This is a genomic window from Candidatus Pantoea symbiotica (assembly GCF_056491525.1).
The window spans coordinates 671,460-698,416 of the sequence record NZ_JBSZHR010000003.1; the positions used below are offsets into that span (position 1 = coordinate 671,460).

Here is a 26,957-nt window from a genome sequence, read left to right on the forward strand (position 1 = left end):
CCTTCTTCGAGAGCCTCCTCCTAAGTGCCCAATAAGTAAATCTTTCACTTCAGGCCAAATTTGCCGCAATTTAGTGGCTCATCAAATAAGGAATTATCTATGTCTAACAAAATGACTGGTTTAGTAAAATGGTTTAACTCTGATAAAGGTTTTGGCTTTATTACTCCAAACGATGGCAGCAAGGATGTTTTCGTCCATTTCTCTGCTATCCAGAGCGACAACTACAAAACTCTTGATGAAGGTCAGCAAGTTTCCTTCACCATTGAAAATGGCGCCAAAGGCCCAGCAGCGGGCAACGTTACTCCGCTGTAAGCCGCGCTCATTATCCGCGACGCTTACAATAGCGATGAAGACAATAGTCTGAGCAGATAAGAACCGCTGATAATAAAAGAAACCCGCTTAGTGCGGGTTTTTTGTTGTCTAAAGTTTAAACAAGAAGGAAATAACATGCTCATACCAGATTTGATTTTTACACGTACGGTATATCAACCGTCATTTCAATTATGAGTCGTCCGTTGTTTGTTTCACTGGATGGGCCTAAGGGCGTCGGTAAAACCACGCTTCTGGAATCCATTACGAAAGAACTCAGGGCCGATAACATCAAAGTGATCCGACTTAGCGAGAAAAACAGCGATCCCTACAGAAAAGAAACAATGGCCCTTGTGAACCGACTCGCCAGAAATCCATCCCGGGATTTAGAGTTGGAAGTTTGTCAGCGCTTTGCTGATAGCCGTGCATGGATTTCCCAGCATGTGCTGACTAAACAGCCACCGGACAGCATAATTTTGATGGATCGCTGGTATCCGTCGGAAGCCGCGTTTCGCCAGATGGTTCCCTTTGCAGAGATTTTACAGCTCAACATTGAACGAAACGTGCAAGCGCCGGACCTGCATGTCGGGGTTGTTACTGCGCCTGAGATTTCGTGGGCAAGGGCCGCGGCCAGAACGCGTGGGTTAAGTAGTACGGTGATTCATCAGCTGGAAGATCATGTCGCCTGTACCAAGGCATTCGAGCGAACCGTTGCAGAACACGGCTGGGTTTTATGCCGTAATGAAGGAACAATCGAACAGGCAACGAAGCAGGTTATTACTGAGATCTACAGATTGCCTGGATGCCCTTTAGGCATCAGTTCTGCTGGATCCCGCCAGTAATTACAGCAATCTCTTGGTGGGAACGAACTACCAGCGTGGAACAGCAAACCACTCCACCAGCCACTCCGTTAACGCACTGATCTTCGCTGACTGCAATTGGCTGGAAGGTTTCATCAACCAGACACCGTCTTCCCCTATCGCCTGCCAATCCGTTAGCACCGGCACTAACGTGCCTTCTGCCAGTTCCTTTTGCACCAGCCAGTTGGCAGCCAGCGCTACGCCCATGCCAGATTGAGCGGCCAGTATCAACGCATCCATCTCATCACTTTCATAACGTGTTTGCACCGGAACCGCTATCTGCTGGCCCTCTTTTTCCAGTCGCCATTCAGGCCAACTGTGCATTGGTGTAAATCCCAGACAATCGTGCTTACGCAGGTCCTGTGGATGCGTGAGCGCTGGATGGTGATCCAGATATGACGGCGCAACGCACAATATGCGGCTGGTATCCGCCAGCTTTCGCGCAATAAGCCGGCTATCCGTGAGAACACCAATGCGGATCGCCATATCGAAATTGTCACCGAGTAAATCGACGTAACGATCGCTGCAGTGCAGCACAATGCGAATATCCGGATAAGCCTTTAAAAAGCCCGGCAGCGCCTGGGCGACCCAGCGCCGCCCAAAAGATGCGGGCACCGTTAAGCGAATCGTCCCCGCTGGACGTGCTGCCAAAGCGCGGGCTTCCTCTTCAGCTTCACGCAGCAGTTCGTCTGCCAGTTCAATTTTTTGTCGATAGCGCCGGCCCTCTTCCGTCGGTCGAATGCGACGCGTAGTGCGTTCAATCAGGCGAATCCCTAACCGTTTCTCTAACGCAGCGATACGACGGGAAATTACCGAGACATCACGACCCAACGCACGGGCACCCGCGCTAAAACTGCCCGCACGCACTACCGCCAAAAAGGCTTCGCGTTGGCGAAAATCGTCATCTTGCATTATTGCACCCCGCGCAACGGTCATTTGGTTTTGGCATCCATTATAGCGTCTGTTTTACCGCACACTGACTGCACTTAGTAAACAGGAGAACGTTATGCAAGCCATTCAGTTAACTGCACCAACAATCGACAGCCTAAATATCTGCGAATTACCGCGCCCACAACCTAACTATGGTGAGGTGGTGATTCGGCAACATGCCGTCAGCCTTAACTACCTTGATTTGGCACTGGCTACAGGTAAGTTCGGCGCCATTGCACAGCCTCTTATTCCGGGTGCAGACAGTGCTGGAGAGATTGTCGAATTGGGTGCGGGCGTGAGCAGTTGGCAAATCGGCGATCGCGTGGTGCCGGGCATGATGTACCGCTGGCATGCGGGTGCGTTAGGCCCCGATCATCATCACGCATTGCGTGGCGTTACGGCTAATGGTGGGCTGGCGGAATACGCTGTTGTCCCCGCCGAGTCGCTAGTGCGTATCCCTGATTTTCTTACCTGGCTGCAAGCCGCGACTTTACCTATCGCTGCCACTACGGCCTGGAACGCCATCGTGCGCGCTAAAATTCAGCCCGGCAGTACGGTTTTGCTGCTCGGCACCGGAGGTGTAAGTCTGTTTGCGCTGCAATACGCCAAAGCAGCGGGCGCACGGGTTATTATTCTGTCCTCTTCCAACGAGAAACTGGCCAGAGTGAAAGCTCTGGGTGCGGATGAAGGGATTAACTATCGCGAACAACCCGATTGGGATCAACAGGTGCTCAAGTTGACGAATAATCATGGCGCAGATCTGGTGCTGGAATCGGTGGGCGCCTCGACCTTTGCCAAATCAATTAATGCCGCCGCCTACAACGGAACCATATTTGTGATTGGCTTTATTGGCGGTGAAGAGCTTAACGTGCCGGTGCTGCCGATTATGCAGAAGATGTTAAATATCGTCGGTAATAATACCGGCTCGACGTCCGATCTGCGCGCGGCAGTCCGGGCGATTGAAACCACCGCAATCCAACCAGAAATTGACCGTGTTTTTGGTTTTACTGAGGTTCAGGAGGCGTATCGTTACCTGCAATCCGCCGGGCATGTCGGGAAAGTGGTGATTGATTTGCATGCTTGAGTAGTGTGGACTTGTTGCCGTTCACATATGCAATATTCCAGGTGCGCATAAATGCGCACCCTACGAAAATCCCGCCATATAACCGTTAATGCTGACTTCAGGCAGTGGTATTAATATTCCGCCCAATTGCCGGATTTGCCGGCAACTGAGGAATCGAATCCAAAATACCTGCCGCCATCGTTTGCTGATTATCCAGCGTCTTCTTCAATACCAGCGTACTGATTTTATTCGCCAGTTCCATGTTATCAAGGCCGGTAGCCAGTGATGTAATTTGTGATACATCCATCTTGCTCTCCTGATTAATACGATTATTGATTACCTAAAAAGCCAGAAACAGTTATCGGCAATTTGGCGAAAAGCTTTAACTGCGCCATCCCTCACGAATGCTTGCGCTGCCTCAATGCATAGGCCAGCACCACCACAAAGCACAGCAGCGGCAAACTGTATGCCACGGCGGTACTGACGTGGTCAGAGATCAGTCCCATGAAATAGGGCATGATCGCGCCGCCGACAATCGCCATGATCATAAATGAGCTGGCCTGTTTGGTTGATTCGCCGAGATTTTTAACGCCCATGGCAAAGATGGTTGGGAACATGGTGGACATAAAGAAGAAGATGGCGATCAACGCAACCACAGAAACATCCCCCGCGCCCAGCATCACAACCGCACACAACACTATATTGATGAGCGCGTAAGCCGCCAGCATCGCTGCCGGTTTCACTCGTCCCAATAGCCAGGTTGAGAAGAAGCGTCCGAGCATAAAGCAGATCATCGCAACCGAAAGCATATAAGCCGCGCTTTGGTTGGTCACACCGTGCCAGTGTTCGGTGGCGTAGTTAATAAAGAAGGCGCCCACGCCAACCTGCGCGGCAACATAAAAGAACTGCGCGATCACGCCGCCGACAAAATGTTTTTGCTGCCATAAAGTAGCGCCGGGCTGCTGAATATGTTGGCTGGCGGATTCACGAATATCCGGCAACGCGGTGCGTTTAAATAACAGCGCGATGGCAATAACTACGCATGCAATTACTACATAGGTGATTTTCACGCTGTCCTGCGCCGCATCCTGGCTGGCCTGAGTAAAGAACAGCGAGCCGCCAATCATCGGTCCAACAAACTGCCCTAACCCGTTAAAGGATTGCGCCAGATTGAGACGACGCTCCGCGCCGTTGGGATCGCCCAGCACCGTGGCATACGGGTTCGCAGCGGTTTCAAGGCAACCGAGCCCACACGCCAGCACGAACAACGCAAACAGGAATACCGAGAAATCATTGACCATCGCCGCCGGCACAAACAGCAGCGCGCCAATCGCATACAACGATAATCCCGCCAAAATTCCGGCTTTATAACCGTGACGCTGCATAAAATAACCGGCCGGCAGCGCGACAATAAAATAGGCACCGAAATAGGCCGCCTGTAATAATCCCGATTGTGCTTTGGTGACGTTTAACGTTTCCTGAAAGTGTTTATTCAGCACATCCAGCAGGCCGTATGAGACGCCCCACATAAAAAACAGGGTGGTAATTAGCATGAACGCCCAGCGCAGGCTAATAGTTCCCCTGACGCCCATATTTTCAGGCGTCTCGACGCGTTGTGTAGACATGGTTATATCCTCGTAGGGTACAGTCGGTAAGTGTTGTTATTGGTCCTGCAAAGAGAATATTCGCGCCATCGCCACCCATTTTTCCCCTTCGGGCGTCCAGGGCGTTGGCTGTTGGAACTGCCACATCAGCGCTTCCCAGCGCTGAATATGCGGATCCTGTTCAGATGCCTGAGCAAAATCCTGCGTGTTAAAGCGATCGTTCACCTCCATCAGCATAAAAAGTCGGGTGCCAAGCCGATAAATCTCCATATTCACAATGCCGTGCTGGCGCAAATGCTGCGCCACTTGCGGCCAGATGCGCTGATGCAGGCGCTGGTATTCGGCGATCTTCTCCGCCTCGTCCACCAGATCCAGCGCCAGACAATAACGCCCGGTTGCGCCACTCATAACAGCGCCCGATCGAGATGCAGATAGCCGCCATCGACGCTCAGCCACTCGCCGGTGGTGTGCGAAGCGCGCGGCGACAGCAAAAACACCACCGTGTTAGCGATCTCTTGCGGCGTGGTCATGCGTTGGCCGAGCGGAATACGCTGGGTGATTTTCTCCAGTTCGGATTGGGGATCGGCGAAGGTGCCGATCCAGCGTTCGTACAGCGGCGTCATCACTTCGGCGGGAACCACGGCGTTGACCCGCACGCCGCTGTGTCGCAGTGATACCGCCCATTCGCGCGTCAGTGACAGAATCGCCCCTTTCGCCGCGCAGTAACCGCTGGTACCACCTTGCCCGCTCAGCGCGGTTTTGGAGGCAATATTGACGATCGCTCCACGGCTGTTTTCCAGCGCTTGCTGGCAGAAATGGGTCATCTGGTAATAGTGGATGAGGTTCTTTTCCAGCGAGGCCACAAAGGCGCTGCGCCCAGCTTCCAACCCAACGCCATCATTGACGCCAGCGTTATTCACCAGACCGTCGATACGGTCAAACTGCTGCTGCACGGCTTCCACCGCTTGCTGGCAGTTCTGCTCATCACAGAGATCGGCGAGCAGCACTTCAGTTTGTGGCTGCAATTCGCGCAGCGCGGCCAGCCACATCTCATCTGGCTGTGCGTTGCTGACGATGACGGGAATCGCGCCCTCTTCCGCCAGCAGGCGTGAGATGGCGGCACCAATACCCGATCCGCCGCCGGTGACGATAATCACTTTATCCTGCAAAAACAGATTCATTCTTCTCTCCTGTCAGGCTGTAAACCTGCGCGGCGGTGTTGCCCCAAATGGCGGCCTGTTCATCGGCGGACAGCTCCGCTAGCGCGTCGTCAACTAACTGCGCCACCGCGTGATATTCCGCTGCCAGCAGGCAAACTGGCCAGTCTGAACCAAACATCAGGCGATGCGGACCAAAACGCGCCAGCGCCTCATCAATAAAGGGCCGCAGCTGCGCGCCGCTCCACTGACCGTGCGGTGCTTCGGTGACCAATCCGGACAATTTGCACACCACGTGCGGCATCGCGGCCAGTTCTGCAACCTGCTCGCCCCACGCCTGCGCACCGCGCGCAATATCTGGTTTTCCCAGGTGATCGAGCACCAGCCAGTGGCGATCGTGCTGCGCAGCAAAGCGTGTGGCGTCGGCCAGATGTCGCCAGGTCACCAGCATTTCCCATACGTAATCACGCCGTTGAATCTGAGTGATGCCGGTTGTCACGCGCGGTTGCTGCAGCCATGCGGCGGGATCCTGTTCATCCTGCACCTGATGACGAAAACCGCGCAGCAACGGATGCTGCAATGCCGTCAACTGCTCCACCAGATTTGTAGCGGTGACTTCGATCCAGCCAACCACCTGCGTTGCCGGTTGTTGCTGCGCCCACTGCAACAGCTGCTGCGTCTCCGCCACGCACTGTCGCGCCTGCACCGCAATCGAACCCTGCAGCTGACGTTGCGCCAGCAGCGGTGCGAGATCGTCCGGCAGATAATCTTGTTGCAGGCGCGTCATGGAATCCGTGATCCACGGAAAGTCCGCCGCGTCGTAACGCCAGAAATGCTGATGAGCGTCGATTCGCACGTCAGCCTCCCTGCGCGCGATAGCGATATTGCTCACGCGAAGCGGGATACATTTCGATTGAGAAGCCAGGCGCGGTGGGCGGCATATAGGCAGCGCCGCGGATTTCGCACGGATTAAGGAAATGTTCGTGCAGATGATCGACGTACTCGATGACCCGACCTTCATGGCTGCCGGCAATACAAACAAAGTCGATCATCGACAGATGCTGAACGTATTCGCACAACCCAACGCCGCCCGCATGCGGACACACCGGCAACTGGTATTTCGCTGCCATCAGCATCACCGCCAGCACTTCATTCACGCCGCCGAGACGACAGGCATCAATCTGCACCACATCAATCGCCTCGCGCATAATCAGCTGTTTAAAGATGATGCGGTTCTGGCACATTTCGCCGGTTGCCACTTTTACCGGCGCAACGCCCTGACGAATTTTGCGATGTCCTTCGATATCGTCCGGGCTGGTGGGCTCTTCGATAAACCACGGCCGTGCGAACGCCAATTGCTGTACCCAATCCACCGCGTCATTCACTTCCCAAACCTGGTTGGCATCGATCATCAGCTGACGATCCGGCCCAAGCACTTCGCGCGCAATGCGCACGCGGCGAATATCATCTTCGAGGTCGCGTCCGACTTTCAGCTTGATATGGGAGAATCCGGCATCAACTGCCTGCTGGCAAAGACGGCGCAGTTTCTCGTCGTCGTAGCCAAGCCAGCCCGCCGAGGTGGTGTAGCAAGGATAACCGTGCTGCTCGAGTTGGCGGATGCGCTCCGCTTTACCTGCCTGTTGCGCCGTCAGCAAAGCCAGTGCTTCGTCCGGCGTGATGCAGTCGGTGAGATAGCGGAAATCGATGCAGCGTACCAGTTCCTGCGACGACATATCGGCCACCAGCCGCCACAGCGGCTTCTCTTCTGATTTCGCCCATAAATCCCATACCGCGTTGACCACCGCGCCGGTCGCCAGATGAATCGCGCCTTTGTCCGGGCCGATCCAGCGCAGCTGGCTGTCGCTGGTGATATCGCGCCAAAATTGCCCCATATCGGCGACGATCGACTCCAGTTGACGGCCGACAATCAAGTGCTCAAGCGCACGTATTGCCGCACAGCAAATTTCATTGCCGCGCCCGATGGTAAAGGTCAAACCATGACCGCTGATCGCCGCGTTATCCGTCTCGATGATCACGTAAGCGGCGGAATAATCCGGGTCGGGATTCATTGCATCCGAACCATCGAGATGTTGGGACGTGGGAAAACGGATATCTTCCACACGCAGTGCCGTAAGTTTGGTCATTATTCGCTGCCCTCGGTGATTTGACGCTGCTCGCCCAGCCCGGCGATGCCCAATCGGATAACCTGCCCTGCACGCAAGTAGATCGGCGGTTTCTGTCCCATGCCGACGCCCGGCGGCGTGCCGGTGGAGATGATGTCGCCTGGCTGCAAACTCATAAAACGGCTGAGGTAGCTGATGATGTGCGCGACCGAAAAGATCATGGTGCGAGTGTTACCGTTTTGATAGCGCTTGCCGTCAACCTCCAGCCACAGATCGAGCTGCTGCGGATCGGCAATCTCATCGGCGGTCACCAGCCAGGGACCAATCGGGCCAAAGGTGTCGCAGCCCTTGCCTTTATCCCAGGTGCCGCCGCGTTCGATCTGATATTCACGTTCCGAGACGTCGTTAACCACGCAATAGCCCGCGACATGCGACAGCGCATCCTCTTCGGCGATGTAGCTGCCGCCTTTGCCGATCACCACGCCCAGTTCCACTTCCCAGTCGGTTTTCACCGAGCCGCGCGGAATGCGCACTGCGTCATTTGGCCCGACTACCGCGCTGGTCCATTTGCTAAAAACTACAGGCTCCAGCGGGATGTCCGCGCCGGTTTCGGCGGCGTGATCGGCATAGTTCAAACCGATACAGATGAATTTGCCAATCTGTCCGACGCAGGCACCAATGCGCGGCTGGCCGCTGATTTTCGGCAGTTCGCTAAGCGGCAACTGGCGCAATCTCTCCAGCGCGGAGGGCAGCAGCGCATCGCCCGCCAAATCATCGATAAAGTGCGACAAGTCGCGCAATTCGCCCTGCTCATCCAGCATTGCCGGACGCTCTTTGCCCGGTTCGCCGACGCGTAATAATTTCATTCTTCCACTCCTGTTAGTTGCTCCAGCCGCCATCGATAATCTGTGCGGTGCCGGTGGTATAGGCGCTGGCATCGGAAGCCAGATAGGCCGCCAGATAAGCGATCTCTTCTGTGGTGCCGATACGGCCAATCGGTTGACGCGCGACAAAGGCGTTGTAGACCTCGGTTTCGCTGCGCCCTTCTGCCTGCGCCTGCGCGGCAATGCGCTGACGCAGCGACGGTGAATCAATGGTGCCTGGGCAAATGGCGTTGCAGCGGATGCCTTCGCCAATGTAATCGGCCGCCACCGAACGCGTCAGACCAATCACTGCTGCTTTGGTGGCGCTGTAGGCGAAGCGATTGACCACGCCTTTCACACTCGACGCCACCGATGACATGTTGATGATCGACCCTTGCTGCTGTTGCAGCATCGCGGGCAGAAACGCCTGGATCATGCGAAACATCGCCGTGACGTTGAGGTCGAGCGCGAACTGCCACTCCTTTTCGCTGCATTCCAGCAGGCTGCCGCTGTGAACCACGCCGGCGCAGTTGAACAGCACATCCAGCGTACCGAGCTCCTGCGCCGCCGCGCTAATCGCCTCGCGGTCGGTGACATCCAGCTGATAAGCGCGAATGCCTGGTAATTCATGCAGCGCAGCAATGTTGATATCGCTGGCAATCACGTCTGCGCCTTGCTGAGCAAAGTAGCGCGCACTGGCTAAACCGATGCCTTGTCCGGCAGCGGTGATCAGCACGCGTTTTCCATGTAAATTCATTGCATTTCCTCTGGTCCAAAGATCTAATGGTCAGGCCATTGAAAGTAGATTTCTTCCCAGCGGGGGAGCAAAATATCGCTGGCTACTTTTTCGCTTACGCATTACGTTTTATTGACAATTGCGTAACATTGACAAGTGTCCTGACGATTATTTGTGCAACTGATCACTTAATTTATTTAGACAGGGAGCAGCGCAATGCCGATCAAAAAGATGGAAAACCCCAGGCTTTACAGACAAATAGCAGACCAATTGATTGCGCTTATCGACAATAACGAATTTCCACCCGGCAGCCGCCTGCCAGCGGAGCGTGAGTTGGCTGAGCAACTGCAGGTCAGTCGTGCATCGGTGCGTGAAGCGCTGATCGCGCTTGAGGTGATTGGTCTGGTGGATGTGAAGGTCGGCAATGGCGTGATTGTGAAAGCGCGTTCCAGCACGCAGGAACCGGTGATGATGCAGGCCGGACGCGATCAGTGGAATGAGCCGGATGATGAGCTGGGTATCAACCTCGATTTTTCCACCGAGCTGCCGCCCTTCTCGCTGTTGCAAGCCCGCCGTCTGATTGAGCCGGAAGCCGCTGCGCTTGCTGCGGTGCATGCCAGCGAGCAGGAACTGGCGCTGATTCGCGCGGCTTATCAACAAAACTGCGAGGATAACCGCGCGCAGTCGCGCACCCATCCCGGCGACCGCCTGTTCCATATCCGCATTGCCCAGGCGAGCGGTAATCCTGCCTATGGATTTATCATCGGCCACCTGCTCGGCCATCGCTATGGCAGCATGTTCCGCATGTTGCAGGCGCATTACACGCCTAGCGATATGCCGGTCGTCTCGGAGTCCGAACATATGGCGATTCTTTCCGCGCTGGAGAAACGCGATGCCAAAGCAGCGAGGAGCGCGATGAAGAAGCATATTGATCGGGTGATCGCGACCTTTGAGCGTTCGTAGGGTGCGCATTTATGCGCACCAGGTCGCCATGAATGGCGCCCCTACAAAGGATTGGTGCGGTTTTTGTAGGGTGCGCATTCATGCGCACCTGGTCGTCATAAATGGCGACGGGATTGAGCGGTTGCCGTCCTTACAGCGGCCATCGCGGACTTCAGATAGGATCAGTCTTCACCCTTTTCCCTATATCCTTCAGCTGGGAATATTTCTCCAGCAGTTGGGGCGCATCATCCAGGCTCATCGCGAACATCCAGAGATAAGTCATGACAGAATAAATATGGCCGGCATCGGTCCCACCACGTAAAGCCATGGTGAAAATAGTCATGGCAAACAATATAGCGGTGACCGCGCCAATCGAAAGATATCCCATCGCTTCGCGATCGGACAGGCGGATACGCAGCCCCGCCAACACCCGATAATGTCTGCTCAAAGATGCAACTGGTGCACTGCTGACAAAGCCCACCTCTTTTTCAAGTCGACCATTAAGCCGGAAAAATAGGGCCTCATTTTTATTGGTGTAACCTGGCAGAAAAAATGAAAAGAACACTAAAACGGCTAGGCAGGCGATGCCCGACCAGAATTCAATCGCCAGCAGCATCAACGCCGCCCCGGTGATAGAAGCCAGGGAAGTAATCAATACCGGCAGATGTTTTTCAAAGAAGTCGACAAACTCTCTTGAAAGCGCAACGCGCGCGGCGATGGTTGAATGACTGTGATTTTCCCGACGCTGGGCAACAATAACCGGTACGGCCAGTTCAGCATAAATTCGCGCGAAAGTGCGCGTATCAAGACTGCGCCTGGCGGCACCAATCACCCACATGGTAAAAACCATTAGGGCATAAAATACGGCATGCCATGCCTTACCGGCGACGATGGCATTGATGGCAAAACCAGCCAGCAATGGATAAAGCAGATAGGTCACGTTTTCGGCAATAACCAGCAATAAGGTAAAGAAAAGCTTTCTGTAATGACGGCGTCCAATGTTTTTAAGGATATTAACCGCGCTGCCGGAGACGTTAACCGGTTCAATAATTTCATGCGTTTGCATAGGTTCAATTTCTGTTAATATTAATTTGAGCGAATGCTCAAATTCTGATGAGAAGTCTATTTGAGCAACTGCTCAAAGTCAACGGAGCCGCAACATGAAAGAAACCAAGGAAGCGCTGAAAGCACGCATATTGGATGGCGCTGCCGCGCTATTCATAGAGAAAGGTATTGAGAACGTTGCAACGCGCGAACTCACTGAAAGGCTCTCGATCTCCCGTAGCCATATTTACTATTATTTCAGCGATTGGCAGACGCTATGCATTGAAGCCCTGACAAGGTATTTGCAGAACGAACTGGATGATTTTTCACGATCCATTGAATCAACGCCACCTGCTGACAAACTGAATACTGCCATTGAAAACTATTTGCCGGATGCCCCGGACGCCGTCTGGCTGCTTTATGGTTCACTCTGGCAGATGGCGGGCCGCGACAAAGCCTTTGCTGAGCTGGCAGAATTGTTTATTAACAAGTGGACCCAATTCATCATCGCCATCGTTGATGAAGGGATTGCTCAAGGTATTTACCGTCCTGTTGAAAGCGCGCGTTTTACACGCCAGCTCGGCGCCATGCTTAACGGCTATGCCGACAGCCTGATGATCAGCCCTAGTCCGGCAAAACATCGTGAAGCTGTTGAGGATATTCAGGCGTTTATTCGGCTTACGCTTTGAGGTGTTTTTAGGTGAGTGGATTGGCAGGTTAGCTATATGTCTGGTACCTGCCGCTCTGACTTATCAGCTCATTTCTCATCATATTATTTACTACAAACAACACTAAATAATGGACTCAATATTTATAAAACCCTGTCACTATTCTGATTAATCAAAAAACCCTTCACTAATTCTATTTCAGCAGCCACACTGTCAACCAAATTAATCAAGTATAAATAAATAGTATGACATTGATCGCTGCTCATATATGAGCATGCTGCAATAAAACATAACATTAACGCATATAGCAAAAAAGTTTCATATTGCTGATGATTCATTACACGCGCTGAACATCATCAATACTGCTATGGATATGAGAAACGAGCAATGTACTCTAACTCAATATGGATCATGTTAGAAAAGTCGGTCAATATCATCGGGCTCATCTATATTAATGCACTGATGGCAAAATACATTGGCCCTGAAGACTTTGGTAAGATCAACATTTCAACTTCTCTATTTATATTTGTGCAAACGCTGTCGTGGTTTGGTGGTCAGAACATCCTGTTTAAGCGCATGAGTGAAAATACTAAGTCAGGAATTGCGTTAGCGATGCACACGCAAAATCAACGGCGTATTTTCTTCCTGCTGTCATCAAGCTCAGTGTTGATCTATCTCTATTTTTTTACAGACATCATTGTTTTTTTATTTGGTGTGGCCAACGGTATTGCCACCTACTATATCGTGATGGACTTCTTTTCCATCTACAACAACACCCAATTAAAATCAAAAATCAACACCATCACTAATGTGATTGGTTTATCTGTTGCTCTGGTAATTCGGTTCTATATCTCACACTTTAAACTGCCGGTCTACTACTTCACCATTCCGATTATTCTCATTCCGCTGATACCTTACATCCTGCGTTTCATCTATTTTAAATATACGACAAAAATAAATGAGAATCGTAAGGGCGCCGGTATGTATAACCGGCATATGCTGTTTACCGGAGGAGCGCTGATTTTATCGAGTTTATCTGCGGACATCTACACACAGATATCGAGTATTTTTCTGGCAAAAATTATTTCTTACTCAAACCTGGGCGTTTATAGCGTCGCGTTAACCATAGGAGGTGCCTGGTCATTTATCGTGCTGGCATTAATAACAAGCTTCTTCTCAAAGATCTACAGCGAAAAAGATCAAATCACCGTTGAAATGCTGCTGATTAAAATCAATCGCATTGTCATCTTGTTTTCGCTTATTGCATTAGGTGGATTCTATATTTTTGGTGATTACTTTATCCATTTACTGTATGGCGATAAGTATATGGATTCGGTAAATATCATTCCCATTATTATCATTGGTACGATGTTCTCTGCATTAGGCACAATTTGCTATCGCTATATGATAAAAGAGTCCGGATACAGTTACCTGGCTAAAAAGATGTTTTTATGTTGTGTCTTAACCATACCGCTATCCTGGCTAATGATTAATTCTTACGGGATTAATGGGGCTGCATACTGTTTTTTGATCGTTGAGATTTTGTCTTGCACTTTACTCAATTACTTTTTCAGAAACAAAACAATCATCAAAATGCATCTTAACATTTTCAAACTGAGATAATTTTAATGAAAATGATAAAACACACAGTCAAATCCGCATTAAAAATCAGCGCTCACATGTACCCGGAATTTTGCGCAAAAACTCACTACTACATTAAGTTCAAGAAAAAGCTTAACTTAACCAACCCGATCAATTTCAATGAAAAAATTCAGTGGCTTAAATTCAATGAGCTAAATGGTGACATTTATACATTGTGCGCAGATAAGTATAAGGTGCGGGAGTATGTTAAATCGAAAGGATGTGGTGAAATACTTAACCAACTCTACGGCGTGTATGATGATCCGCAGGAAATAGACTACCGCGCATTACCCAATAAGTTTGCCCTCAAGTGTAACCATGGCGCAGGCTATAACATCATCTGCGACAACAAAGCTTCACTGGACATTGAACAAACCAATAAGCAACTCAATAAATGGTTAAAACAGGATTTCTCAAGCCATTTTATTGAACCCCAGTATAAGAGAATAGACCGCAAAATCTTATGCGAAAAATACATTGAAAATGAGCGCGGTGGTTTTCCAGAAGATTACAAATTCTACTGTTTCGATGGAAAACCTTATGCGGTGATGGTTTGCATGGAGCGAGAAAAAGGCAAACCTAAGTTCTATTATTTTGATATGAGCTGGAACCCGCTTCCCTTTGAAGATACTGTTGAATTAATCAATGCCAACAGCTATCCGAAAATGCCCGAAGGTTTTCATAAAATGAAGGAGTATGCGGTTAAACTGGCTTCGGATTTTAAATTTGTCCGTGCTGATTTTTATCTTCTCAATGGTAACGTTATTTTTGGCGAATTAACTTTCACGCCTTCTGCTGGGCTCGATGTTACATTGCAGGAAGCCGATGCAATTTTAGGCAGTCAGCTAAAGTTATAGCGTCGAAAGTGACTGATTTGCCAGTTTCCACAATAGGTGCGCATGAATGCGCACCCTACGAAAAACGCGCCAATCCATCGTAGGGTCGCCATTAATGGCGACCGATGCACCCACCATCTTTCCCCCTAACGATCAAGCCAGCCACAGCGTCTATACTGATATGCGTAAAGAAATAATCTGCAGATAACCGATTAAAGAATGGTTACTGATTTTTTAACTTATCTGACAACCCAGGTTGTTGGCTTAATAAAAGGGAAAGTAATGCCATTACTATTTGATGAGTTATCTGGTGCGCCAACTTGGGTGCCTGCTGTGTTACTTGTCACGCTCTCACTCGCAGTGGGTTTTCTGGCGCGATTTATCCTGCTCAGGTTCATCCGCTACTGGCAGAATCGTGACAGAAAACTGTTCAAATCACTGGAAAAGCACCTGCGTGGATCGATGTTTCTGTTTATTCCTTTACTGTTAATCAGTGTAGGGCTTAATTATGTTAACATCCAACCGGGATCTCTGAGTTTTATTACCACCACTGTTAATATATTTATTATTCTATCCTTCTGCTCTGTACTAATTCGATTGATTAATGTGGCGCAGGATATGCTGTTCATTCGCTATGATATCAATCTCTCGAATAACCTTCGCGCGCGAAAAATTCGCACGCAGATAATGTATGTGAAAAAAGTCGCGATCGTCATATTGGTGACGTTGTGCCTATCACTGATTCTGCTCAGTTTTCCTGGCGTGCGAAAATTCGGTACCACCATCCTCGCCGGTGCTGGCGTTGCCGGTATCATCATTGGCTTTGCGCTGCAGAAGTCGCTGGTCAACTTGTTTGCCGGTATTCAGATTGCCTTCACGCAACCAATAAAAATAGATGATGCTGTGGTGGTGGAAAATGAATGGGGCTGGATAGAAGAGATTAACCTGACGTATGTGGTGGTGCGTATCTGGGATCTGCGCCGTCTGGTTCTGCCCATTACCTACTTTACTGAAAATGCCTTCCAGAACTGGACGCGTAATAACGCCCAAATATTAGGCTCGGTGTTTCTTTACCTCGATTACTCCATGCCGTTAGAACCACTGCGCAGGCATTTTGAAAAAGTGCTCAGCGAAACTAAACTTTGGGATCAGCAAACTCAGGTGCTTCAGGTTACAGATACGACGGACAAAACCATGACGATTCGTATGTTGATGACGGCACAAAACTCCCCCACCGCCTGGGATTTACGCTGTTACGTGCGGGAAAAGATGATTGAGTTTATTCAGCAAAATTATCCGCAGAGTCTTCCTCAGGTGCGCGCAACATTGACTGATGCTGGGGTTCGAGAGGCGAATAGTTAAGTGTAAATCGGTCGCCATGAATGGCGACCCTACGATTATAATGGCGTCTTAGCATCCTCGTTATGAATGAAACCCACTACAATTTTTTTCATATCGCCCTCTATTGAAACTTCTCTCTCCTCCGATAACCCCTGATATCGCTTTTTCAATGTAAGCCGTGCTTATCTTTTAAGCATCAGGGAGTCGCTGTGATGATCATCATTAGCCAGCAGATTTGGCATGCGCGTTCGTTGCTGGCAACACGTCGTAGAGGCCGGCCATGACGGGAATAATCCCCATCGCCGACAACATCGCCGTAGCATCGGTTATCGCGGAAGAATCTCATCCTTATCCATTTGTTTGTGCGCCGGCGCAACCTACGATTCAGGGGCCTGAAGGGATTTTGTACGACTTTAATGACGGTGCCAGGGTGTTGCTTCCGCAAGGACGCTGGCGCGTGGCGCTGCTGGACGACGATTCAGGCAACATCCTGTTCCATTGTGAATCTGGCGCGGGCTGGGTCACGTCGGCTAAAAAATATTTTGTCCGTTTTCGCATTCAAGTCTGGCGTGGCGACGAAGCGATCCCCTTACTGGATGAAACCCTATCCCTTAAAGATCGAGATGTACTGATCTCCTTTCCTACCGGCACGCTGGGTGACTTGCTGGGCTGGTTCCAGTATGCGGAGCGTTTTCGCCTGCTCCACGAGTGCCGCCTTGAATGTGCCATGGCGCAGAACATCATCACTCTGCTTGAAGGGCAGTATCCCGAGATACGGTTCTCGACGCCGGATACAATCCAGCATCCTACTCCCTACGCCACCTATCGGGTCGGCCTGTTTTTTGGCGGCAACACTACGCACCAGCCGATTGATTTTCGCCAGGCTGGGTTTCACCGCATCGCTGGGCACATCCTTGGCGTTGATGTCAGGGAGGAAGCGCCGCGTCTGAACCTCAATGCACCGCGCACCATAACCGAGCCGTACGTCTGCATCGGCGTCCAATCAACCTGTCAGGCCAAGTTCTGGAACAACGGCCATGGTTGGGCGGAAGTCGTCATGCATCTGAAAAAACTCGGTTATCGAGTGCTGTGCATTGACCGTGATTCCCGCACCGGCCAGGGCTTTGTCTGGAACCACATCCCATACGGAGCCGAAGACTTCACTGGCAATCTACCGCTGCAAGAGCGTGTAGATCTGCTTCGGCATGCCAGCTTTTTCATCGGTCTTGCCAGTGGCTTGTCATGGCTTGCGTGGGCAGCGCAGATACCGGTCGTCCTCATTAGTGGTTTCAGTCTGCCCGGCGCGGAGTTTTACACGCCATGGCGGGTATTCAGCAGCCATGGATGCAGTGGCTGCTGGGATAGCCTGCAAGAGACTTTCGATCACCGGGACTATTTCTGGTGTCCCCGTCACAAAGGAACCGACCGGCAGTACGAGTGCACCCGCCTTATCACCGGCAAGCAGGTATGCGGCGTAACGGATCGGCTCCATGCACAGCTTCAGGACAAGTAACACCACGACTACGTAATGACATACAGCAAGGTGAGTCATTCACCTTAATACAATAAAAAAAGAGAGATAGGGAAATGAATAGAGCGTACAGAATCGTCTGGAGCGCGGCGCGTCAGGCATGGGTAGTGGCTTCTGAGCGTGCCGGAAACGGTGGCCGCCCACCAATGGCGGTGAAGAAAGCAGCAGTTGCCTTTCTGCTGCTGAGTGGCATGACTTCTTTGCCAGCCTCGGCACAGAATTACAGTGGAACGGTTGTGACCGGTGCCGGAAACTCGCAAACACTGAATAGTGGTGATACCTCAACCTCCGTTACCGTATCCAACAATGCAAAGCAGTACGTAAACAGCGGCGCAACAGCATCGGGCACTCAAGTCACCAGCAGTGCCGCTCAAACAATTTATGCCGGCGGCCTGGCAACATCCAGTGTGTTAAGTGACAAAGGTTCATTCCAGTACGTTCAAAGTGGTGGTGTGGCAACAGGCACTGTAGTCGACAATAAAGCAACGCAGTATGTCTATGCTGGCGGTTCCGTTACCTCAACCACATTGAGTAACGGCGGCAGTATTGGGCTGAACCCGAATGCCAATGCGTCCGGTATCACGATTAATTCTGGTGGGCGTGCGAATATTGCTGGCGGTTCTGCCAATACAATTCTCATCAACTCAGGGGGAACGCTGAGCATCGCGGGTGGCGCGGTGGGGATGAATATTAACCAGCAAGCCGGTGGCACGCTGACGGCCGACACCAGCACCACGCTGATGGGTATCAATAGATTGGGTGCGTTCTCCATTAGCGGCGGGCAGGCACAAAATCTGCTGATGGAGAATAACGGCATACTCAGCGTTTTGTCTGCGACCAGCGCGACCAACACCATTGTCTCATCGGCGGGCTTAGCTTTGGTGACGAGTGGCGGAACAGCTATCGGTACCACCGTGTTAGACGGTGGCAATCAGACAATTTATAGCGGCGGCTCTGCCCTCTTTTCTGTGATTAATGGTGGCCAGGAGGTGGTCTCCGGGACAGCCACGGGCACCACAGTGAACAACAATGGGCAACAGAATGTGAGCGCAGGCGGCGTAGCTGCAGGCACTGTGGTTAACTCTGGCGGCCAGATAAACAACTTTGGAACGGTTACCTCAGCCACGATCAATGATAACGGTAAAGTCTTCGTTAACAGTGGTGGCTCAACGGTGTCTACCACCATTAATTCTGGTGGTATCGAATACCTTAACTCAGGCGGATTAAGCACCGCCGCTCAGCTCAATTCAGGCAGTTACCAGACGGTTTATGCGGGCGGTGAAGCCATCTCGGCATCGGTAACGGGTGGCACGCAACAGGTTCTGGGCATTGCAACCTCAACGATGCTGAACTCAGGCGGCGCCCAGTACGTCTATGCGGATGGTATCGCGAACGGTACGTTGATCGGCAATAACGCGGCGCAAGGTGTCGGCGGTACGGCAAACTCAACCACGGTGGCCGCAGGCGGCGCACAATACGTGTATGACGGAGGCAGCGCAAACTGGACCACTGTCACTAATAACGGCTACATGAATGTTCAAAGCGGTGGTTCGGCATCGGGTGCTGTAGTCAAAAGTGGCGGGACGCTTTATACCAATGATGGTGCCACCGCCACCGGCCTGACGTTGGCATCCGGCGCGGTGCTCAACACCCGAACGGGTGCCACTCTGAACGGTAACAACGCGCTGGGGGCCTTTTCCATCAGCGGTGGCCAGGCGAAAAATGTATTGCTGGAAAATAACGGTTTTCTGGATGTCGAAGCCGGTGACGCTTCAAGCGGCACGATCCTAAACTCAGCTGGACGGGAATCCGTTAGCGGCAGCGCCAGCGGCACCACGGTTAACGCTGGCGGTCTGCAGTCCGTAAAAGCGGGCGGAACCGCCACAGGCACTCTCGTAAACTCCGGTGGTCGGGAGTACGTTGAGGGCAGCGCTATTGCCACCACCGTCAACGACGGCGGTATGCTGACTGTCTTCAACGGCGGCATTGCCTCAAGATCGATCATCAATCAGGGTGGCCTCTTGTCAGTCGCCAGCGGAGGCGTTGCCACTGACACCACCGTTGCAACCGGCGGCTTGCTGAACATTGCCGATGGCGGCGTTTTAACGCTGGCAAACAGCAACTTTATCAACGATGGTGTCACCACTTATGACACCAGCACTAATGCATCCTTATACTCCAGCGTATCCGGCAGCGGACAACTCACCAAGAGCGGTGCTGGTACGCTAACGTTGGGAGGCACCTTCAGCCAGTCGCAGGTCAATCTTAACGCTGGTGCGCTGATTATGGACGGCCTGCAGGCAACCACTAATATTGTAGCGCTGTCCGGTACATCGCTGTCACTGGTTAACAGCACCGTCCTGACGGGGATTATTGATCCGACAGACGTGACCATCGACCAAAGCAGTAGCTGGAATATCACCGGCGATTCGCTGGTTGATACGCTGACCAATGCAGGCAGCATTGTCTTTATGCCGTCGCAGGGGGCATTTACGCCGCATACGCTGACGGTGACAAACCTTGCAGGCAACGGCGGCACCATCACACTCAATACCGTGGCAGGCGACAGCAGTTCACCGATTGATAAAGTGATCATTGATGGTGGACAGGCCACGGGCAGCACCGGGCTACGGATCCTAAACCGCAGCGGACTCGGCGCACAGACTACCGGCAGTGGTATTGCGGTGATCCAGGCCATCAACGGTGCCACGACCGAAGCTGGCGCGTTCAGCATGAATCAGCCGCTGGTCGCGGGTGCTTACGCCTATAGCCTCTACCGTAACGCGGATCAAAGCTGGTATCTGACTTCGCAGCAGACGCAACAACCGAGTACGGATAACAGCAGCACGCCTGACGTAGTGGCAACCGGCCCGGTGAACTACCGCGATGGAATGTGGAGTTATGCGGCCCTTCCGTCACAGTCACTCGACTATGACCGCCTGATGGCAGGAACGGCAGACACACGATTCCAGTATGCGCCTGACAGCCGGGTCTGGGGCCGCCTCGCAGCGGGACAGCTCGGTCATCCTGATCGCGGCAGCCTAACCTCAGGCAGCGTGCCGGAAAGCAGCGGCGAGTACAGTTTCCTGCAGCTGGGTGGCGATCTTTGGCAGCTGGATGGCGTGAATGCCAACTGGCGCGCGGGCCTCTACGGCGGCATCGGCCTGGTGCGCAGTGACGTCTGGCGTGACGGCGGCACCGGCGCGGCGGGTACCGATCGCGACACGGTTTATACTGGCGGCGCTTACCTGTCGGGCCGCAGCAATGCAGGTCTGCACATTGACGGCCTGCTGCAGGCGAGCCATCACAGCCTCTCTGTTGCGTCTAATGATAGTACGCGGCTGAAGACCAGCGGCACCGGCTGGTTGGCTTCTGCAGAAGTCGGACAGGCTTTCAGTATAAATTCAACCCTGGCTCTGGAACCGCAGTTGCAGTACACGGTGCAGGGCTTAAGTCTGGATGATGGACAGGATGAAGCAGCCTCGATCAACTGGTCTGACAGCCACCGCCAGTCGGTTCGCGCAGGTTTAAAACTGAGCGCGTTCCAGGACGCCAAAACCAGACTTTCCTGGTGGGTGACGCCATCCGTGACACAGACATATGGCGGCCACAGTGAGGTCAAAGCGTCAGTCGAAGGCGTATCAGGCTCGGATGCGTCGTTCCGGAGCAAGCTGTCGGGTACCGGTATAGGATTAAACGGCGGCGTGGATGCGAACATCCGTGAAAACGTTACGTTAGGCGTGCAGGGCGGCTGGTCTGAATCTCTGCATGGCGGAGAATCTGAAGGCTACTCCGGTATGGTCAGACTGGGCGTGTCGTTCCGGTAATTGCAACGTCACATGCCGGGCATTATTGCCCGGCATTAAGTGAAACAAGGTTCTTAACTTAGCTGTTGGTTGAAAATCTTATACAGCACGTGCTCAGCAAGATGGTGGTCGGCAGGTAACGCGGGATGGAGAAATGTTGTTTGTTTCTGCATCCCCAATCGCGTCATTAAATTCTCAGATGGCGTGTTATGAATGCTGGTAAAGGAAACGACCTCACGAAGATGCAAAACATCAAAGGCATAAACCAGCGATGCTTCGGCTGCTTCTTTGGCAATCCCTTGTCCCCAGAATTTTTTATTGATACGCCAGCCAATTTCCGTGCAGGGAGAAAAGTCAAAGCGCTCTGGCTGATGTGCTAAACCCACGCTACCGACAAATTCGCCGGTGGCTTTCATCTCAACGGCCCAGAAACCCCAACCTTGGTTTGAAACAATCATTTCTATGAATCTTGAAACGACGTTGTCGCTTTCCTGGCGACTCAACGCTTTCGGGAAGTAGTTCATTACCTCAGGATCGGCGTTGAGTTCGGCAAAGGGTTGTAAGTCCTTTTCCTGCCATTGTCTGAGGATCAGGCGGTCTGTCTCTAACATTTAAAACTCACCCTGACAAACGCTAACGATTCCCTTAGTTTACCTAATAGCGTCTCGAAAAGATCCTATCCATTGATGGAAATTGATGACTCGGAGCACATACACTTCAACGATGCCAATTAGTGAGTAATGCTTGTATCTAATGCTTAAATTGGTCGCCATAAATGGCGGCCCTACGATTTAAAAAGGAGCTTAAACATGGCAGCAAAGGAACACCATTATCAGGTCACGGTACGCTGGACCGGCAACCGTGGCAAAGGCACCGCATCTTATACCGCTTATGACCGCAACGCGGAGCTGATTGCCGCTGGCAAAGAGACGGTAGCGCTTAGCGCCGATCCGGCGTTTCGCGGTGATGCGGCGCGCTGGAATCCAGAAGAGTTACTGCTGGCTTCAGCCTCGGCTTGCCACAAATTGTGGTATTTGCACCTCTGTTCTGACGCTGGAATTGTGGTGGAAGCCTATGAAGATGCGGCGGAAGGGACAATGATTGAAGGCACACGCGGCCGGTTTACCAATATCACGTTGAAACCGCGTATTGCGCTGCGCGATCCGGCTGATGCGGACCGCGCACGTGAATTACATCATCAGGCTCATGAAGCCTGTTTCATTGCTAACTCGCTTAACTTCCCGGTGAACTGCGAACCCGAATTCGTGTGACTTAGGCCGCGCCTGCCAGCGACGGTTGCCACAAGCGCACGCCGTTGCGTCCGGCGCGTTTCACCTCATACAGCGCTTCATCGGCATGCCGCAGCCAGTGACGAATCGACTCCGCATTGGCCGCCGATGCAATACCAATACTCACCGAACAACGAAACTCTGCCGATGCCGGTAAGCGCACCTGAGCGATCTTTTCCTGCAAACGTTGGGCCAGCGCCACCACCGATTCGTCGCTGGCATGATGCACAATCACGCCCAGCTCATCGCCGCCAAAACGCGCCGGAATATCCTGCAATCCCACATGATTTCGCAGCAGCGCGGAGATTTCTGCCAGCAGGAAATCCCCAGCTTCATGGCCCCACGTATCGTTTACCGTTTTGAAATAATCCAGATCCATTAGCAGCAAATAACCGGCGCTGTCGCCACGACGCGTACTGAGAAATTCGCTCTCCAGCCGACGCTCAAACAGGCGACGATTGGGAATTTCCAGGCCGGGATCCATCAGCGCAATGCGCTCCAGCTCGCGGTTACGCTTACGTAATTGCCAGGTGAGATTGTAGGACGTGACGCTGAGCACCAGCATGTAGCAAGTCGCGAGCGGCAAGGTCAGCCAAACGGTTTGTGTGCTGAACGTCAGGTTTACGCCAGCACCATCCATTAGCCATACCAAGACAAAGCCGCAGAGAAATGCCTGCATCGCTGCGATCAACTGCGCGGCACCGCCGGCGGCATATCGATCCGAGGCCAGCACCGCCATGATGACAAACGAAGGCAGCGGACTCAGCGCCATCAGCGCCACCCAAATGCCACCAAAGGCGGCGTCGAGGGTTAAATTATGCCGTTCGGTGGTGGTGGAATCTTCGGCCCGCAACGCGCGATGATACGCCAGCCACGGCCAGAGAAACGCATTCACAAATAACAGGGCGCTAAACGCCACGCCACGATCCATCTCCATCAGTACCGAGAGGATTGGGAAAAAACATAAAATCGTGCCGAGCTGACGCATGATAAACATGCGACGGACGAAGCGTTGGGAACGCCGCTTCAAGTGACTATCGTCAGGTGAGTAGTAGTTCATGCACGGGAAGTATCAGGACGACAAGAATTGCAGTTTAACGGGAAAAGTTATCAGTGGAGCGGAATATTTTAAGAATATTTACCTTGCACTTCTGCAACCGCACAAAAAAGTCGCGTGTAGCTCAAAAGAGAAACAGTGGAAGTCAATCTGGACCGACTTCCACTGTAATTTTAGCGTACAGCACCCTGCAAGCGGAACTGCGCCACCAATCGTTCCAGCATCAGCGCCTGCTCTTCCAGCGAATTCGCTGAGTGCGAAGAGGCGCTAACCAGCGTGGCGTTCTGCTGCGTGGTGGTATCTAGCTCGCCCACCGCACGGGCAATTTGCTCAATGCCACGGCTTTGCTCATCCGATGCTGCTGAAATCTCTTCCATGATTTCATTCACGCGCGCAATGCTGCCGAGGATTTGATCCATGGTTTCACCGGCGCGCGCCACCTGCTGGTGACCATTGCTGATGCGTCCCACCGATTCACTGATCAACCGTTCGATGTCTTTCGCCGCACCGGCACTGCGCTGTGCCAGATTGCGCACTTCACTGGCGACCACGGCGAAACCACGTCCCTGCTCACCGGCACGCGCCGCTTCCACCGCCGCGTTCAGCGCGAGGATATTAGTCTGGAAGGCGATGCTGTTAATTACGGCGGTGATATCGGCGATCTTTTTCGAGCTGTCAGAAATTTCGCCCATGGTGTTCACCACATCACGCACCGCGATGCCGCCTTTGTTGGCGTTGTGTGACGCTTCCGCCGCAATCTGACTCGCCTGACGCGCATTGGCGGCATTGTTCTTCACCGTGGCAGTAAGCTGCTCCATGCTGGCAGCGGTTTCCACCACCGCCGCCGCTTGTTGTTCAGTGCGCGAAGATAAATCGAGGTTGCCCTGATTAATCGCACTGGCCGCCTGTGACACACTGCTAACGCTGCTCAGCACATCGCCGATCATGCTGCGCAGCCGTTCATTCATGCGTCCCATCGCCGACGTCAGCTTGCCGAGTTCATCATGGCGATCGGTGGCAAATTGCGAGCTGAGATCGCCGTTGGCGATGCGCTCCGCCAGTTCCAGGTTATGGAATACCGGACGCGTAATTTGACGAATGATGTACCACGCCACCAGCACACCGAACAGGATCGCCAGACCACCAATCAGCAGTGAAATCGCCGCCGAGCCGTTGGCGAGTTCATCGTTACGCGCTTTGACGATGGTGATGATCTGTTTGATCGCCGCACTGCTTTTATCGCCAGCCACTTTGACGGTATCTTCCGCCGAGCGCAGCTGACCGTAGGCATCCGCTGCTTGCAGGCTGAGGCTTTTAAATTTCTCGGTATCCTGCCACAACGCAGTGAACTCGCCCTGCTGTTCCGGCGGCAACTGCGCCAGCAGCGCTTTCATGCCCTGATCCGCCTGCTGGAAATGGTTCTCCAGTGTTTTACGCAGCGCATCACTAACGTTAAAACGCAGCGCCCAGGCTTCTTCACGCACATTGCTAATGGCGAACAGCTGTTCGTAGATTTGGTTGGTTAGTTCAGGATTAGTAACCGGAGTGCGAATCAGTTGGGTGTAGCGCGAGGTCATGTCTTGCTGGCTTAAGGCATCAAGCTGCGAGCGCAGGCTATTGAGTTGCTGCGTGGCTTGCGTCATGGCGCCAATGCTGTTCTGGAAACTGGCGAGGTGAGTAGCCAGTTCATCCACCCGCGCTTTGGCGCCATCCGACCATGAAAGCTGTTTCGCATCGCTGGTAAGCTGCTGCGCATGCGTAACGTAGTTCGCCATCACCTGGCCAGATTTGTCATCGCCATACAGATATTTAAGGCGATTAATTTTGGCCTGGAACACTTCAATGTTGATGTCATAAATCAGATTAGTTTTCTGATAGATGTCATGGATAGCGTTGAAGCGCTGCACGCTCAATCCGGTTGCCAGTGCCACTAACAACAGCACGATGCCGAATCCTGCCGACAGTTTACGCGTGATGCGCACATTACGTAATCGGGATACCAGCCCCATGTTCCCTGCTCCTGCGATTGTTGTTTTTGTAAAGTTTGTAAGGGAGTTATCGGAGCAGTGCGGGAAATGTTTATTCAGGATTGTGCAAAAAGTGATTGCAGGATGTGACGCGTCGCCGGAAATGTGGTCGTGATGTGCACAATAAATTGTCAGGTTTGGCAGGCAGCAGCAACATCGTTGATCACTTGTCGCAACCATTGATGAGCCGGATTGTCCTGAGTGCGACGATGCCACAATAAATGAAAAGTTATGGTTGGCAGTTCAATGGGTGGCGTGAACACGTTGATAAGCGTTTGATTTGCTGTGTGAGTTGCCACACGACTTAGCACGGTGGCGATAAAATCGGTGCCAGGTAACAACGCCGGAACGAAAAACATCGTGGGTAGCGTCAGGCCGATATCGCGTACCAGGTTGAGTTCACGCAACTTTTGATCCACCAATCCATAATGATTGCCTTCCGGCGACACCAGAATATGACGCATCGCGACAAAAGATTTCAGGTCAATTCCTTTTTCTGCGACGTCATGGTGGCGTCCAATCATAGTGACAAAATCATCGGTTAATAACGGATGAGAAAGTATCCGGTTTTCAGCCTTGGTCGGTGGCACGCCAATCGCTATATCAATTTTCCCGGCATCTAATAAGGCTACGGTTTCATCACGATCGGTAAAATAGCGCACGTGAATACTGCAATTCGGCGCTAATAAAGCCAGTTTCTGCGTTAAAGAAGGTAAAAGTACGTGGAGTGGATATTCCGTCAATCCCAACGTGAAGCTGCGCGCTTTTGTGGCAGGATCGAAAATGTGAGTTGGATTCATCAAGTTTCTCACCTGCCCTAACGCTTCAGCAACCGGCACGGCGATCTCTTGTGCTTTGGCTGTCGGCAGCAAGCCTTCGGCACTACGAATAAACAGCGGATCGTTAAATACGCGCCGTAAGCGAGATAATGCTGCACTCATCGCCGGTTGGCTTACGCCCGCAATGGCGGCGGCTTTAGTGACATTACGTTCCAGCATCAACGCATTAAACGCCACCAGTAGGTTGAGGTCGAATCCATCAAAATTCATATTTTATATAATGCTGTATATTAACCATTTGTTGGATTGATAGTGACAGATTCAGGAATACTGCTCAAGCCGGTGAGATGC

25 protein-coding genes are annotated in these 26,957 nt (G+C 52.3%); 11 read left to right on the forward strand and 14 right to left on the reverse strand.

Annotation, left to right across the window (positions count from 1 at the left end; translation table 11 throughout):
- Positions 1-99: 99 nt before the first annotated feature.
- Both cspE and ACXIZX_RS23745 read left to right on the forward strand, forming a co-directional pair.
- Positions 100-312, forward strand: coding sequence for a transcription antiterminator/RNA stability regulator CspE (gene cspE / locus ACXIZX_RS23740; protein WP_007885867.1), 213 nt, complete (start codon positions 100-102; stop codon positions 310-312).
- A gap of 191 nt (positions 313-503) precedes the next feature.
- Complete coding sequence (locus tag ACXIZX_RS23745) at positions 504-1,151, forward strand: dTMP kinase (RefSeq protein WP_479405235.1); 648 nt, start codon at positions 504-506, stop codon at positions 1,149-1,151.
- Between the two features lie 27 nt (positions 1,152-1,178).
- Here ACXIZX_RS23745 and ACXIZX_RS23750 read toward each other — a convergent pair whose 3' ends face one another.
- Complete coding sequence (locus ACXIZX_RS23750; RefSeq protein ID WP_479405236.1) at positions 1,179-2,081, reverse strand: LysR family transcriptional regulator; 903 nt, start codon at positions 2,079-2,081, stop codon at positions 1,179-1,181.
- Between the two features lie 94 nt (positions 2,082-2,175).
- Here ACXIZX_RS23750 and ACXIZX_RS23755 point away from each other — a divergent pair, with 94 nt between their 5' ends.
- Positions 2,176-3,183 carry a zinc-dependent alcohol dehydrogenase family protein gene (locus ACXIZX_RS23755; protein WP_479405237.1) on the forward strand — a complete coding sequence of 336 codons (1,008 nt, stop codon included), beginning with the start codon at positions 2,176-2,178 and terminating at the stop codon, positions 3,181-3,183.
- A gap of 97 nt (positions 3,184-3,280) precedes the next feature.
- Here ACXIZX_RS23755 and ACXIZX_RS23760 read toward each other — a convergent pair whose 3' ends face one another.
- The 8 genes from ACXIZX_RS23760 to ACXIZX_RS23795 form a co-directional block, all read right to left on the reverse strand.
- Complete coding sequence (locus ACXIZX_RS23760) at positions 3,281-3,469, reverse strand: YjfB family protein (protein WP_008110591.1); 189 nt, start codon at positions 3,467-3,469, stop codon at positions 3,281-3,283.
- A 91-nt stretch (positions 3,470-3,560) separates the two neighbouring features.
- Positions 3,561-4,787, reverse strand: a complete 1,227-nt coding sequence (gene fucP, locus ACXIZX_RS23765) for an L-fucose:H+ symporter permease (RefSeq protein WP_154182697.1) — start codon at positions 4,785-4,787, stop codon at positions 3,561-3,563.
- Between the two features lie 36 nt (positions 4,788-4,823).
- On the reverse strand, positions 4,824-5,174 hold the full coding sequence (locus tag ACXIZX_RS23770; protein WP_479405238.1) for an L-rhamnose mutarotase: 351 nt from the start codon (positions 5,172-5,174) through the stop codon (positions 4,824-4,826).
- Positions 5,171-5,947: an L-fucose dehydrogenase gene (locus tag ACXIZX_RS23775; protein ID WP_479405239.1), complete on the reverse strand. Its 777-nt coding sequence runs from the start codon at positions 5,945-5,947 to the stop codon at positions 5,171-5,173. Before ACXIZX_RS23775 ends, ACXIZX_RS23770 begins: the two co-directional genes overlap by 4 nt.
- Positions 5,925-6,779 (reverse strand): amidohydrolase family protein, encoded by an 855-nt coding sequence (locus ACXIZX_RS23780; protein WP_479405240.1) that lies wholly within the window; start codon positions 6,777-6,779, stop codon positions 5,925-5,927. Before ACXIZX_RS23780 ends, ACXIZX_RS23775 begins: the two co-directional genes overlap by 23 nt.
- A 1-nt stretch (position 6,780) precedes the next feature.
- Positions 6,781-8,067 carry an L-fuconate dehydratase gene (locus tag ACXIZX_RS23785; protein ID WP_479405241.1) on the reverse strand — a complete coding sequence of 429 codons (1,287 nt, stop codon included), beginning with the start codon at positions 8,065-8,067 and terminating at the stop codon, positions 6,781-6,783.
- A complete protein-coding gene (locus ACXIZX_RS23790; protein ID WP_479405242.1) occupies positions 8,067-8,912 on the reverse strand; it encodes a fumarylacetoacetate hydrolase family protein in 846 nt (281 codons plus the stop codon). The genes ACXIZX_RS23785 and ACXIZX_RS23790 overlap by 1 nt, the downstream gene beginning before the upstream one ends.
- A 13-nt stretch (positions 8,913-8,925) precedes the next feature.
- Positions 8,926-9,666 (reverse strand): SDR family oxidoreductase, encoded by a 741-nt coding sequence (locus ACXIZX_RS23795; protein ID WP_479405243.1) that lies wholly within the window; start codon positions 9,664-9,666, stop codon positions 8,926-8,928.
- Positions 9,667-9,861: 195 nt separating this feature from the next.
- Between ACXIZX_RS23795 and ACXIZX_RS23800 the strand changes: the two genes are divergently transcribed.
- Positions 9,862-10,608 carry a FadR/GntR family transcriptional regulator gene (locus ACXIZX_RS23800; RefSeq protein WP_179452484.1) on the forward strand — a complete coding sequence of 249 codons (747 nt, stop codon included), beginning with the start codon at positions 9,862-9,864 and terminating at the stop codon, positions 10,606-10,608.
- Between the two features lie 151 nt (positions 10,609-10,759).
- Here ACXIZX_RS23800 and ACXIZX_RS23805 read toward each other — a convergent pair whose 3' ends face one another.
- On the reverse strand, positions 10,760-11,653 hold the full coding sequence (locus ACXIZX_RS23805; protein WP_479405244.1) for an ABC transporter six-transmembrane domain-containing protein: 894 nt from the start codon (positions 11,651-11,653) through the stop codon (positions 10,760-10,762).
- A gap of 94 nt (positions 11,654-11,747) precedes the next feature.
- On the opposite strand from ACXIZX_RS23805, the gene ACXIZX_RS23810 reads away from it, so the two are divergent.
- From ACXIZX_RS23810 to ACXIZX_RS23835, 6 genes are all read left to right on the forward strand, one after another.
- The gene (locus tag ACXIZX_RS23810) at positions 11,748-12,320 is read left to right on the forward strand and encodes a TetR/AcrR family transcriptional regulator (RefSeq protein WP_479405245.1); all 573 of its coding nucleotides are present in this window, start codon (positions 11,748-11,750) and stop codon (positions 12,318-12,320) included.
- A gap of 366 nt (positions 12,321-12,686) precedes the next feature.
- Positions 12,687-13,922 (forward strand): oligosaccharide flippase family protein, encoded by a 1,236-nt coding sequence (locus ACXIZX_RS23815; protein WP_179452481.1) that lies wholly within the window; start codon positions 12,687-12,689, stop codon positions 13,920-13,922.
- Positions 13,923-13,927: 5 nt separating this feature from the next.
- Positions 13,928-14,797 (forward strand): ATP-grasp fold amidoligase family protein, encoded by an 870-nt coding sequence (locus ACXIZX_RS23820; protein WP_479405246.1) that lies wholly within the window; start codon positions 13,928-13,930, stop codon positions 14,795-14,797.
- 261 nt (positions 14,798-15,058) lie between these two features.
- Complete coding sequence (locus tag ACXIZX_RS23825; protein ID WP_061718967.1) at positions 15,059-16,138, forward strand: mechanosensitive ion channel family protein; 1,080 nt, start codon at positions 15,059-15,061, stop codon at positions 16,136-16,138.
- A 259-nt stretch (positions 16,139-16,397) separates the two neighbouring features.
- Positions 16,398-17,630: an autotransporter strand-loop-strand O-heptosyltransferase gene (locus tag ACXIZX_RS23830; RefSeq protein WP_479405247.1), complete on the forward strand. Its 1,233-nt coding sequence runs from the start codon at positions 16,398-16,400 to the stop codon at positions 17,628-17,630.
- Positions 17,631-17,704: 74 nt separating this feature from the next.
- Positions 17,705-21,475 carry an AIDA repeat-containing protein gene (locus ACXIZX_RS23835; protein ID WP_479405248.1) on the forward strand — a complete coding sequence of 1,257 codons (3,771 nt, stop codon included), beginning with the start codon at positions 17,705-17,707 and terminating at the stop codon, positions 21,473-21,475.
- 53 nt (positions 21,476-21,528) lie between these two features.
- Here the strand turns inward: ACXIZX_RS23835 and ACXIZX_RS23840 are convergent, their stop codons facing one another.
- Entirely contained in the window at positions 21,529-22,065 is a 537-nt protein-coding gene (locus ACXIZX_RS23840; protein ID WP_479405249.1) for a GNAT family N-acetyltransferase, read from the reverse strand.
- Between the two features lie 198 nt (positions 22,066-22,263).
- On the opposite strand from ACXIZX_RS23840, the gene ACXIZX_RS23845 reads away from it, so the two are divergent.
- Complete coding sequence (locus ACXIZX_RS23845) at positions 22,264-22,725, forward strand: OsmC family protein (protein WP_154156670.1); 462 nt, start codon at positions 22,264-22,266, stop codon at positions 22,723-22,725.
- A gap of 1 nt (position 22,726) precedes the next feature.
- Here ACXIZX_RS23845 and ACXIZX_RS23850 read toward each other — a convergent pair whose 3' ends face one another.
- From ACXIZX_RS23850 to ACXIZX_RS23860, 3 genes are all read right to left on the reverse strand, one after another.
- Positions 22,727-23,803, reverse strand: coding sequence for a diguanylate cyclase (locus tag ACXIZX_RS23850; protein ID WP_479405250.1), 1,077 nt, complete (start codon positions 23,801-23,803; stop codon positions 22,727-22,729).
- Positions 23,804-23,973: 170 nt separating this feature from the next.
- On the reverse strand, positions 23,974-25,809 hold the full coding sequence (locus ACXIZX_RS23855; RefSeq protein ID WP_179452476.1) for a methyl-accepting chemotaxis protein: 1,836 nt from the start codon (positions 25,807-25,809) through the stop codon (positions 23,974-23,976).
- Positions 25,810-25,958: 149 nt separating this feature from the next.
- Positions 25,959-26,876, reverse strand: a complete 918-nt coding sequence (locus tag ACXIZX_RS23860) for a LysR family transcriptional regulator (protein ID WP_479405251.1) — start codon at positions 26,874-26,876, stop codon at positions 25,959-25,961.
- Positions 26,877-26,957: the final 81 nt, after the last annotated feature.

Bases quoted from the DNA above. Each gene is read 5' to 3' on its own strand.
- cspE (WP_007885867.1), top strand. From the start codon at position 100: ATGTCTAACAAAATGACTGGTTTAGTAAAATGGTTTAACTCTGATAAA.
- ACXIZX_RS23745 (WP_479405235.1), top strand. From the start codon at position 504: ATGAGTCGTCCGTTGTTTGTTTCACTGGATGGGCCTAAGGGCGTCGGT.
- ACXIZX_RS23750 (WP_479405236.1), bottom strand. From the start codon at position 2,081: ATGCAAGATGACGATTTTCGCCAACGCGAAGCCTTTTTGGCGGTAGTG.
- ACXIZX_RS23755 (WP_479405237.1), top strand. From the start codon at position 2,176: ATGCAAGCCATTCAGTTAACTGCACCAACAATCGACAGCCTAAATATC.
- ACXIZX_RS23760 (WP_008110591.1), bottom strand. From the start codon at position 3,469: ATGGATGTATCACAAATTACATCACTGGCTACCGGCCTTGATAACATG.
- fucP (WP_154182697.1), bottom strand. From the start codon at position 4,787: ATGTCTACACAACGCGTCGAGACGCCTGAAAATATGGGCGTCAGGGGA.
- ACXIZX_RS23770 (WP_479405238.1), bottom strand. From the start codon at position 5,174: ATGAGTGGCGCAACCGGGCGTTATTGTCTGGCGCTGGATCTGGTGGAC.
- ACXIZX_RS23775 (WP_479405239.1), bottom strand. From the start codon at position 5,947: ATGAATCTGTTTTTGCAGGATAAAGTGATTATCGTCACCGGCGGCGGA.
- ACXIZX_RS23785 (WP_479405241.1), bottom strand. From the start codon at position 8,067: ATGACCAAACTTACGGCACTGCGTGTGGAAGATATCCGTTTTCCCACG.
- ACXIZX_RS23790 (WP_479405242.1), bottom strand. From the start codon at position 8,912: ATGAAATTATTACGCGTCGGCGAACCGGGCAAAGAGCGTCCGGCAATG.
- ACXIZX_RS23795 (WP_479405243.1), bottom strand. From the start codon at position 9,666: ATGAATTTACATGGAAAACGCGTGCTGATCACCGCTGCCGGACAAGGC.
- ACXIZX_RS23800 (WP_179452484.1), top strand. From the start codon at position 9,862: ATGCCGATCAAAAAGATGGAAAACCCCAGGCTTTACAGACAAATAGCA.
- ACXIZX_RS23805 (WP_479405244.1), bottom strand. From the start codon at position 11,653: ATGCAAACGCATGAAATTATTGAACCGGTTAACGTCTCCGGCAGCGCG.
- ACXIZX_RS23810 (WP_479405245.1), top strand. From the start codon at position 11,748: ATGAAAGAAACCAAGGAAGCGCTGAAAGCACGCATATTGGATGGCGCT.
- ACXIZX_RS23815 (WP_179452481.1), top strand. From the start codon at position 12,687: ATGTACTCTAACTCAATATGGATCATGTTAGAAAAGTCGGTCAATATC.
- ACXIZX_RS23820 (WP_479405246.1), top strand. From the start codon at position 13,928: ATGAAAATGATAAAACACACAGTCAAATCCGCATTAAAAATCAGCGCT.
- ACXIZX_RS23825 (WP_061718967.1), top strand. From the start codon at position 15,059: ATGCCATTACTATTTGATGAGTTATCTGGTGCGCCAACTTGGGTGCCT.
- ACXIZX_RS23830 (WP_479405247.1), top strand. From the start codon at position 16,398: ATGACGGGAATAATCCCCATCGCCGACAACATCGCCGTAGCATCGGTT.
- ACXIZX_RS23835 (WP_479405248.1), top strand. From the start codon at position 17,705: ATGAATAGAGCGTACAGAATCGTCTGGAGCGCGGCGCGTCAGGCATGG.
- ACXIZX_RS23840 (WP_479405249.1), bottom strand. From the start codon at position 22,065: ATGTTAGAGACAGACCGCCTGATCCTCAGACAATGGCAGGAAAAGGAC.
- ACXIZX_RS23845 (WP_154156670.1), top strand. From the start codon at position 22,264: ATGGCAGCAAAGGAACACCATTATCAGGTCACGGTACGCTGGACCGGC.
- ACXIZX_RS23850 (WP_479405250.1), bottom strand. From the start codon at position 23,803: ATGAACTACTACTCACCTGACGATAGTCACTTGAAGCGGCGTTCCCAA.
- ACXIZX_RS23855 (WP_179452476.1), bottom strand. From the start codon at position 25,809: ATGGGGCTGGTATCCCGATTACGTAATGTGCGCATCACGCGTAAACTG.
- ACXIZX_RS23860 (WP_479405251.1), bottom strand. From the start codon at position 26,876: ATGAATTTTGATGGATTCGACCTCAACCTACTGGTGGCGTTTAATGCG.